Source organism: Sphingomonas sp. Leaf10 (assembly GCF_001421245.1).
In the GTDB taxonomy this organism is placed as follows: Bacteria; Pseudomonadota; Alphaproteobacteria; order Sphingomonadales; family Sphingomonadaceae; genus Sphingomonas.
In genome coordinates, this window is record NZ_LMKE01000011.1 from 12,250 (window position 1) to 24,278 (window position 12,029).

A 12,029-nucleotide genomic window follows, 5' to 3' on the forward strand; every position below is an offset into this window, starting at 1 on the left:
GCTCTATGGCGAGGGCGACAACGATCAGCTCTCGGGCGGCGCGGGTGACGACTATCTGAACGGCGGTGCCGGGCTGGACACGCTGGTCGGCGGCACCGGTGACGATAATCTATTCGGCGACAGCGAGGCCGACAGCCTCGACGGTGGCATCGGGCGCGATACGCTGGACGGCGGTGCCGGCAACGACACGCTGTCGGGTGGCGACGGCAACGACCAGTTCCAGGATTATCAGGGCGCTAACAACGTCACCGGCGGCGCAGGCGACGATTATTTCCGATATGTCGGCTATAGCGGCGGCACCGACACGCTGACCGGGGGCGACGGGCGCGATACCTATGAATTGACGTCGATTTCGCCCGGCAACGTGACCGCCGATCGCATCACCGATTTCGCGGTCGGGGCGGATGGCGACATCGTCTCGCTGGCGTCGATCGGCAGCTATTTGTCCGGCTATGTCGCGGGCAGCAATCCGTTCGCGGCGGGCTTTCTGCGCCTTGTGGTCAGCGGCAGCGACCGGGTGTTGCAGGTCGACTGGAACGGGTCGACCGGCGGCGCGACCTGGGTCGACCTCATCACCTTTGCCGGCAAGGCAGGTGCGACCTTCACCCGCGACAACTTCGTCATCGGCGACGTGCGCATCGATCCCGCCGGGGTCGGGCAGGGCATTGCCGGATCGGCGCAGGACGATCGTATCGCCGGAACGGTCGATGCCGACACGCTGACCGGCGGAGTGGGCGACGACACGATCGACGGCAATGGCGGCCACGATTCCGTCGCGGGCGGGGACGGCGACGACCTGCTCTTCGGCGAACAGGGCAACGACACGCTGTCGGGCGATGCCGGCAACGACAATTTGCAAGGCGGGATCGGTAACGACAGCCTGACCGGCGGGGACGGCAACGATACGTTGTACGGGCAGGAGGATGCCGACACGCTGGCCAGCGGCGCGGGCGACGACCAGCTCTATGGCGGCGACGGCAACGACCGGCTCGATGGCGGGGCCGGCAACGACCTGTTGAGCGGCGACGACGGCAACGACACGCTGCTGGGCGGTGACGGCAACGACGTGTTCCGTGACTATACCGGTGCCGACAGCCTCGACGGCGGGGCGGGCGACGACCGGTTCGAATATGTCGGCTACAACACCGGGGCGGATACCATCACCGGCGGGGCCGGGCGCGATACCTATGTCTTCTATCCCTATGGGCAGCAGGTCCAAACGACCATTACCGATTTCGCGACCGGCATCGACGGCGATGTCGTCGATCTAGCGCAATTGTTGGGGCAGCTTCAAAATTCCAACGGCACGGTCAATCCATGGACCGACGGGCATTTCCGCCTGACCGCCGATGGCGGTACCGACACGCTGCTGCAATGGGACCGCGATGGCGGCGGCAATGCGTGGACGACGCTGATCCGCTTCCAGAACGTCCTGCCGCCTGCGTTCCAGACCGCCAACTTCACCGGTGGCTGGAGCATCGACGGCACCGGCCAGTTGCAGCAGGGCAGCAATGGCGACGACCGGGTCACCGGGTCGAATGATGCGGACACGCTGACCGGCGGGCTGGGCAACGATACGCTGAGCGGCGACGACGGCAATGACAGCATCACCGGCGGTGCCGGCGATGACGCGCTGAACGGCGACAACGGCAACGACACCATCCTCGGCGATGCCGGCAACGACACCATCCAGGGCTATTACGGTAACGACAGCATCGTCGCCGGTGCCGGCAACGACACCGTCGACGGCTCCTATGGCAACGACACCATTTTCGGTGGGGCGGGCGACGACCGGCTTTATGATGGCGGCGGCAAGAACGTCATCGACGGTGGTGACGGCGACGACCTGTTCGATATGGTCGGCTATAGCGACAGCGGCGATCCGACCCAGAACACGCTGACCGGTGGCCTCGGCCGCGACACCTATGCCTTTTACACCGATCACCTGCGCTACCCGGCGGCGGGGACCGGGGTGACGGTCATCACCGACTTCACCGCCGGCACCGGTGGCGACATCATCCGCCTCGACGGCAGCTACATGACCGGACTCGACGGCGGCAATCCGTTCGAAAGCGGCAATATGCGGCTGTTGCAGGACGGCGCCGACACGCTGTTGCAGGTCGATTACGACGGCACCGCGGCGGCGCTGGGGTGGCAGACGGTCGCGCGGTTGCAGAATGTCGTCGCGACGGCACTCAACTACGACAATTTCGCGAACGGCGTCGGCCCGGTCGGCGTGGTCCGCACCGGCACGCAGCTGAACGACGATATTGACGGCACCGGCAGCCCCGACCGGATCGACGGGCTGGGCGGCGACGACACGATCGACGGCGGTCTGGGTCGCGATACCATCACCGGCGGCGCGGGGCGCGACCGGATCGATGGCGGGCAGGGCGACGACAGCCTGTCGGGCGGTGACGGCAACGACTGGTTCCGCGATCAATATGGCCAGAACACCGTCATGGGCGGCGATGGCGACGACACGTTCAGCATCGTGCGCGGGCAGGTCTTTGGCGAGGGCGGCGACGATTTCTTCGAAGGGTTGGGCCAGGCCGATGGCGTCGATACGCTCGACGGTGGTGCCGGGCAGGACGTGTTCCGCCTCGATGGCGCGCATCTGCGCTATTATGGGGGCGTTGCCGACGTCATCCAGAACTTCACCGCCGGGGCCGGCGGCGACGTGCTCGACGTGTCGAACGTCATGGCCTATTTCAGCAACTACACCGCCGGGCAGAACCCGTTCCTGACCGGACATATGCGCCTGCTGGGTGCATCGGGTGAGTTGTTCCTGCAGGTCGATTTCGACGCCGCCGGCACCTCTGCGGGCTGGCAGACGGTCGCGATCCTGCGGAACATGGACACCTCGGTGTCCGAGGAACTGACCCTCTACAACTTCACGCCCTCGATATCACCGAGCGGGATCGGCCTGCTGATCCAGGGCAGCGAGGCGGCGGACTCGCTGCCGGGATCGAACTCGAACGACACGATCGAGGGGCTGGGCGGCAACGACACGATCGACGGCAATGGCGGCGACGATTCCGTGTCGGGCGGGGCGGGCGACGACCGGATCGAGGGCGATACCGGCAACGACACACTGCTGGGCGACGCCGGCAACGACACCATCACCGACGTGACCGGCACCAACAGGATCGAGGGTGGCGCGGGCAACGACTATCTGAGCGGCAACGGCACGCTGCTGGGCGGGGCGGACAACGACCAACTGTTCGGTTCGGGATCGCTCGACGGCGGCGACGGCAACGACGCGATTTCGCTCACCAGCGGCACCGCGGCGGGCGGGACCGGCAACGACACGCTCGACGCAAGCTCGGCGGGCGCGGGCGTGCAGATGACCGGCGATGCCGGCAATGACAGCCTGCGCGGATCGGCGCTGGCCGACCGTCTGGACGGCGGCGCCGACAGCGACACGATCGACGGTGGTGCTGGCGCCGATACGCTGCTGGGCGGGGCAGGCGACGACATCCTGTTCGCCGGCGCCGGGGCCGACAGCATCGACGGTGGCAGCGGGTCGGACGTGGTCCGCGTCGCCGGGCGGATGGCCGATTTCTCGATCACCGCCGGTGCCAATGGCACCACGATCCTGACCGACCTGCGCAGCGGCAGTCCGCTCGGCACCGACACGCTGTCGGGGGTCGAGCTGCTCCAGTTCGACGACGACGAATATGCGCTGGTCAGCACGCCGGGCATCTTCTGGCAGGACTCGGCCGGCATCGACGATCGCATCCCCAATGCGACGATCACCTCGGCCAATCTGGCCGGCGACGACACGCTCTATGGCAATTCAGGCTTCGACATCATCGATGCCGGGTTCGGCAATGACTCGGTGCGCGGCGGCGTCGGCAACGACGTGCTGTACGGCCAGTCGGGCCGCGACACGCTAGAGGGTGGCGAGGGTAACGACACGCTGTGGGGCGGCACCGGTCAGGACGTGCTCGACGGCGGCGACGATGCCGACTGGCTCTATGGCGAGGGCGGGTCGGACACGCTGCGCGGCAGCACCGGCAACGACCGGTTGGAGGATAGCCTCGGCAGCAACCGCCTGTCGGGTGATGCCGGCGACGACACGCTGATCGGGACCGGCACGCTGGAGGGCGGCATCGGCAACGATGCGCTCTCGGGCAGCGGACTGCTCGACGGCGGGGTCGGCAACGACGCGGTGTCGGGCGACGGCACGCTGATCGGTGGCGACGGCGTCGATACGTTGTCGGGATCGGGGACGCTGCTCGGCGGGATCGGCAACGACGCGATCAACATCGTGTCGGGCGCCGCCTATGGCGAGGCCGGCAACGACACCCTCTCCACCGCCTATCCGTGGAGCGGACCGGTCACCATGGACGGCGGTGCTGGCGACGATCGCCTGATCGGCTTCTATGGCACGCGCGAGACGCTGCTGGGCGGTGACGGGTCGGACACGCTATCGGGCGGGCGCTATCCGGGCGTGTCGGGCGATAATGACAGCCTCGACGGCGGGGCGGGCAACGATACGCTCGACGGTGGCGACGGTGACGACACGATCGTCGGCGGCGGCGATTACGACGTGGCGCTCTATAGCGGCACGCGCGCCTTCGCCTCGGTCATTCGCGACGGCAATGGCGGCTATATCGTCGCCGACAACCGTGACGGGCGCGGTGCCGACGGCACCGATCAGGTGCGCGGCATCACCACGCTGCGCTTCACCGACCTCGATTTCGACGTGACTGCCGCCAATACCGGCATCGTCGTGTCCGGCACGACCGCCGGCGACAGGCTGACCGGCACCGCGTTCGACGACAGCATCACCGGTGGCGACGGCAACGACAGCATCGACGGCCTGGCCGGCAACGACCGCATCGTCGCGGGCACCGGCGCGGACAGCGTCGCCGGGAGCGCCGGCAACGACGTCGTCTATGGCGAGGCCGGGTCCGACACGATCGACGGCGGCATCGGCGCCGACTGGATCGACGGCGGCGCGGACGGCGACAGCATCGCCGGCGGCGACGGCAACGACACCATCGTCCAGAGCGCGGGCGCCGACACGATCGATGGCGGGGCGGGCGACGATCGCATCACCGACTATGACGATAACGGCAACATCCTGTCGGGTGGCGACGGCAACGACACGATCGGCGGCAACGGTACGCTGACCGGCGGCCTCGGCAATGACAGCATCACCGGCAGCGGGCTGCTCGACGGCGAAGCGGGCAACGATACGCTCAGTGGATCGGGGCTGGTGCGCGGCGGCGACGGCAACGACGCCGTCTATGTGTCGAGCGGCAGCGGACAGGGCAATGACGGCAACGATACGCTGTCGGGCTATGTCTATAGCGACCTGCTGCTCGACGGCGGATCGGGCGCGGACTCGATCACCGGCGGCTATGGCAGCGACACGCTGCTCGGCGGTGCGGGCGACGACACCCTCTGGGCCGGCGGCGGGGCCGATACCGTCTATGGCGGGTCGGGCTTCGACAAGCTGGTCTATAACGGCCGCCGTTCGGACTATAGCATCGTCAACAACAGCGACGGCAGCATCACCGTCCAGGACCTGCGCAGCGGCAGCCCCAACGGCACCGACCGCGTCTATGGCGTCGAGCTGCTCCAGTTCGACAGCGGCGACGAACAGACGCTGCCGGGCAGCAATGTCGGGCTGGTGCTGACCGGCACCGCGTTCGACGACATATTGATCGGTGACAGCGGCAACGACACCATCACCGGCCTCGCCGGCAACGACCGCCTGGGCGGCGACGACGGCAACGACATCATCGATGCCGGGGCGGGCAACGACGTGCTGACCGGCGATTCCGGTTCGGACACGCTGACCGGCGGCACCGGCAACGACTATATCGACGGCGGCACCGGCACGGATTCGATCGGCGCGGGCGACGGCAACGACACCGTCTATGGCGGCATTGGCGATGATACGATCGATGCCGGCGCCGACGCCGATTATGTCGAGGATCTGGGCGGGTTGAACCGCATCCTCGGCGGCACCGGCAACGACACGCTGAACGGCAACGGTTCGCTCTATGGCGGCGATGGCGACGACCGGATCACCGGCAACCTCTATGCGACCGGCCTCCTGTCGGGCGATGCCGGCAATGACAGCCTTACCGGCTATGGCACGCTCGACGGCGGCATCGGCGCCGACACGCTGCTGGTCGGGACCGGCGGCACCGGCACCGGCGGCGCGGGCAACGACACGCTGTCGGGCTGGCAGCCCTATGGCTATGACGGCGCGCAGACGCTGGACGGCGGGGCCGACAACGACGCGATCTATGGCAATTGGGGCGCGGACAGCCTGATCGGCGGCACCGGCAACGACTGGCTGTCGGGTGGCGATGCTAGCGACACGCTGGTCGGCGGCGATGGCGAGGATACCGCCTCGTTCGAGATCGCGCGCGAGACCGCATCGGTCGTCCGTGACGGCAATGGCGGCTATTTCGTCGTCGACAATCGCCGCAACCTCGGCACCGACCGCCTGTCGGGCGTCGAACGGGCGAGCTTCACCAACGCCGCCTTCGCATTGTCGGCGACGACGGCGGGCATGGTGTTCACCGGATCGGCGGGCAACGACACGCTGACCGGCACCGAACTGGACGATTCGATCAGCGGCGCGGGGCTGCCGGCCGGGGTCACCGCGCCGGCCAACGGCATCGACGATCCCGATCAGGACAAGGGCGACGACCGCCTGTTCGGTCTGGGCGGCAACGACCGCATCTTCGGCGGGCGCGGCGCCGACCTGATCGACGGCGGCGTCGGCTATGACGTGCTCGACGGCGGTGCCGACAACGACACCCTGTTCGGCGGCAGTGACGACGACCAGCTGTTCGGCGGGGCAGGCAATGACAGCCTCGACGGCGGCATCGGCAACGACACGATCGATGCCGGCACCGGCAACGACCGGGCGCTCGGCGGCGATGGCGACGACGTCATCACCGGCGGCGGCGGCACCGACGAACTGATCGGCGGCGCCGGCCGCGACGCGCTCTATGGGGACGGCACCTTGAGCGGCGGCGAAGGCGACGACGTCCTGTCGGGCAGCGGCCAGTTGCTGGGCGAGGCCGGCAACGACACCATCTATATCGGATCGGGCAACGCGCTGGGCGGCGACGGCAACGACGCGATCACCGGCTATGGCATGTTGCGCGGGGAGGCCGGCAACGACGTGCTCGGCGTCTATACTGGCGCGATCGGCTATGGCGATGCCGGCAACGACACGCTGTATGGCACTTCGCCCAGCGGCATCGATGGCGCACAGACGCTCGACGGTGGCGAGGGCGACGACGCCATCTACGGCAATTATGGCGAGGATTCGCTGCTCGGCGGCGGCGGTGCCGACTTCATCTCGGGCGGTGCCGGCAATGACTATATCGATGGCGGCAGCGGCGGTGACTTCCTCGCCGGCGCTGGCGGCAACGACACGATCGACGGCGGCGGATCGGGCGCGCTGACCCCCGACATCGTCCGCTATTACGGCAATCGCAACGACTTCACCGTGACCGAGACGGGTGGCGTCGTCACCGTGACCGACAACCGCCCCGGATCGCCCGAGGGCACCGACACGCTGACCAATGTCCGCGTGCTGCGCTTCGACGATGCCGATTACATCGCAAAGGCCAATCCGGGCGTCTATCTGCGCGGCGGATCGGGCAACGACACGATCGGCGACATCACCACCGGTTCGTCGTCGGGCGTGGTCAACGTCACCAACCCGTCGGGGCCACGCTTCGCCGGATCGGGCGACGACACCCTTGAGGGCCAGGGCGGCAATGACTCGATCCGCGGCCTGGCGGGTGAGGACAGCATCCTTGCCGGCGCGGGCAACGACAGCGTCGATGGCGGCACCGAAGCCGACCGCATCTATGGCGAGGCGGGCGACGACCTGCTCGACGGGGGCGACGACGACGATCTGGTCGTCGGTGGCACCGGCAATGATTCGATCCTCGGCGGCATCGGCGAGGATATTCTGGCCGGCGGCGACCTGACCATCACCCAACCGGTCGATCCGGTCACCGGTTTGGCCATGGGTGGTCCGGTGCTGAGCGTCGAGACGATCGGCGGCGGCAACGACACGCTGCGCGGCGGTGGCGACGACGACAGCATCTATGGCGGTTCGGGCTTCGACAGCCTGTTCGGCGATGCCGGCAACGACGTGATCTATGGCGGCATGGATGCCGACACGATCGACGGCGGCACCGGCGACGACGCGCTGTATGGCGAGGATGGCAACGACATCCTGACCGGTGGTTCGGGCATCGACACGTTGTCGGGCGGTGCGGGCAACGACGTGCTGACCGGCTTCGGCGTCCTGTCGGGCGACGCCGGCAACGACACGCTGACTGGCGGCGGCACGCTGTCGGGGGGCGATGGTGCCGATATCCTGACCGCAGGTGGCGGCAACGACCTGCTCGACGGTGGCGATGGCGACGACACGCTGACCGCCGGCGATGGCAGCGATACGCTGGTGGGCGGGGCGGGCACCGACCGGGCGATCATCGGTGGAGCACGTGCCAACTTCACCGTCGCGGCGGGCGATGGCGGCCTGTACGTCATCGACAATCGCGGTGGCGGCGGCACCGATTTCCTGACCGGCATGGAAACGATCCAGTTCGCCGATGTGACGCAAGGCGCGGTCGGCGGCAGCGTGCTGCACGGCGACGACGGTGCCAATGCGCTGACCGGCACCGCGCTCGACGATTATCTGCTGGGTGAATCGGGCAACGACACGCTGATCGGCGCGGCCGGCAACGACCGTATCTTCGGCTATAACGACGATGACTCGATTTCGGGTGGCGCCGGCTATGACGCGCTGTTCGCAGGTGCCGGCAACGACACCGTCGATGGCGGCGACGACGACGATCTGATCGACGGCTTCGACGGGGCCGACAGCCTGGTGGGCGGCGCGGGCAACGACACCGTCACCGGCGGTTTCGGCAACGACACCATCGATGGCGGCACCGGCAACGACGTGCTCAACGGTGACGCCAATCACGACAGCCTGTTGGGCGGCGCGGGTAACGATACGCTGGGCGGTGGGTCGGGCGACGACACGCTCGACGGTGGTGCCGACAATGACGTGTTGAGCGATAATGACGGTGCCAACCGCATGGATGGCGGTGCCGGCAACGACCTGCTGTCCGGGTCGGGGACGCTGCTCGGCGGCCTTGGCAACGATCAGCTGAGCGGTTGGGCCGGCGCATGGCTCGACGGCGGGGCTGGCGACGACACGATCGGCGGCAGCGGCGCGAACCTCTATGGCGGTGACGGCAACGACCGGATCACCGGATCGTCGGGGGCGGATACGCTGACCGGTGGCGACGACAGCGGCGCCGATACGCTGGAGGCCGGGGCCGGCAACGACGTGTTGCTGGGCGGTGCCGGCGACGACCGGTTGGTCGGCGGCGGCGGCAACGACCGGATCGATGGCGGCAATGGCTATGACATCGCCGTCTATTCTTCGGTCCGCGCCGACTATACGATCACCCAGGAATCGCCGGGCGTCTTCCGCGTCGTCGACAATCGCGGCGGCCTTGGCCCCGATGGCGACGACACCATCACCGGCGTCGAACTGCTGCGCTTCACCGATCAGGATCTGGTGCCCAGCGACGGCAATACCGGCATCGTCTATGACGGTAACGACGCCCCCGACAACCGGGTCGGTGGCGAGGGCGACGACACGTTGCGCGGCTTCGGCGGCAACGACACGCTGGATGGCGGATCGGGCGGCAATGACAGCCTCGACGGCGGCAACGGCAACGACATCCTGATCGGCGGCACCGGCAACGACATCCTCGACGGCGGCGACGGCATCGACACGATGACCGGCGGCACCGGCAACGACCTGTACCGGGTCGAGGATGCAGCCGATGTGATCGTCGAAGCAGCGAGCGGCGGCATCGACACGGTCGAGGCCGACCTGCCCGGCGGGTCGGTGGCGACGATCAGCACCTATTCGATCGCATCGCTGACCAATGTCGAAAATCTGACCTATACCGGGGGCTTACGCTTCGTCGGCACCGGCAATGCGCTCGCCAACGTCATCACCGGCGGCGCGCTGGCCGATACGTTGAGCGGTGGGGCCGGCAACGACACGTTGATCGGCGGGACCGGTGCGGATTCGATGATCGGCGGCACCGGCGACGATACCTATGAGGTCGATCTGTCGACTGATATCGTCGTCGAATCGTCGGGCGGGGGCACCGACACGGTCCGCACCGCGCTCGGCAGCCTGACCATCGCTTCCTTCGCGAACGTCGAAAACCTCGTCTATACCGGCACCGCCAGCTTCGTCGGCACCGGCAATGCGTCGAGCAACCGCATGACCGGCGGCGCGGGCAACGACACGCTGTCAGGCGGATCGGGCAACGACACGCTGGACGGCGGCGCGGGCGTCGACCGTCTGGAGGGTGGATCGGGCAACGACACCTACATCGTCGACACCACCACCGACACGCTGGTCGAATTGTCGGGTGGCGGCACCGATACCATCATCACCGGCCTGTCGAGCTGGACGCTGGCGCTGCATTTCGAAGCGGTCACCTATACCGGCACCGCAGCGTTCACCGGCATCGGCAACGCATCGGCCAACACCCTGACCGCCGGCATCGGCAACGACACGCTGCGCGGCGGGGCGGGTGACGACAACCTCATCGGCGGGGCGGGCAATGACTCGCTGGTCGGGGAGGGCGACGATGATACGCTCGACGGTGGTGCCGGCGACGATACGCTCGATGGCGGGCTGGGCGACGACGTCTATGTCCTCGACGGCAATGACGTGCTGGTCGAGGCGGCGAATGCCGGCCGCGATACGGTGCGCACCGCACGCAGCAGCTATACACTCGCTGCCAATTTCGAGAATGTCGTGTTCACCGGCACCGGCGTGTTCACCGGTACCGGCAACGAACTGGCCAATGCGCTGACCGGCGGCAGCGGCAACGACCTGCTCTATGGTCTGGTCGGCAACGACACGCTGAACGGCGGAACGGGCGCGGACACGATGGACGGCGGCATCGGCAACGACACCTATTATGTCGACAACATCGCCGATGTGATCGTCGAGGCGGCCGGCAGCGGTACCGACACGGTCGTCACCTCGCTCGCCAGCTTCACGCTTGCCGCCAATCTCGAAAGCCTGAGCTATAATGGCACCACCGGCTTTACCGGCATCGGCAACGATGTCGCCAATGCCCTGACCGGCGGTAAATATGCCGACTCGCTTAGCGGTGGCGCAGGCAACGATACGCTCAATGGCGGCGTCGGTGCCGATACGCTGACCGGTGGCACCGGCGACGACAGCTATGTCGTCGACAATGCCGGCGACGTGATCGTGGAGGCAGCGGGCGAGGGAACCGATACGGTCACCACCTCGCTGCTCAGCTACACGCTGGGCGCGAACGTCGAGAAGCTCACCTATTCGAGCAGCAAGGCCTTCACCGGCATCGGCAACGCCCTCGGCAATACGATCACGTCCGGCAGCGGTGCGGATTTGTTGCAGGGCCTCGACGGCAACGACACGCTGTCGTCGGGCAGCGGCAACGATACGCTGGAGGGTGGCGCGGGCAGCGACGTGCTGACCGGCAGCACCGGTGGTGATGTGATGACCGGTGGCATGGGGGCGGATCGCTTCGTCTTCACCAAAGTGGGCGACTTCGGGACTGCCGACCTGCTCGACCGGATCACCGACTTCGTCGCGGCGGACGGCGATCGCATCGACTTGGCAGCGATCGATCCGTCGAGCGCCAGCGGGAACCAGGCGTTCACCTTCATCGGCACCGCCGCGTTCACGACGACGACCCACACGACCTATGAACTACGTTACCAAGCCGCGGCCGACGGTTACCTGCTGGTACAGGGCGACAGCAATCGTGACGGCGTCGCCGACTTCGCGTTCCTCGTCTACGCGACGTCGCTCAGCGCCGGTGATTTCGTGTTGTAACGGATCGGGAGCGGTCGGTGCTGCCCGGCACCGGCCGCTTGGGTCGACATCGCTTTTTGCAATGCAACATTTTTGGGTCCGGAAAACCCGATCCTGCCCC

Annotated in this window: 1 protein-coding gene; it reads left to right on the forward strand. The window is 67.5% G+C overall.

What is annotated here, in order from left to right; all coding sequences use genetic code 11:
- Positions 1-11,929 (forward strand): calcium-binding protein (locus ASE59_RS20670; protein WP_056455539.1); only part of this gene is annotated, 11,929 nt, incomplete at its 5' end.
- Positions 11,930-12,029: the final 100 nt, after the last annotated feature.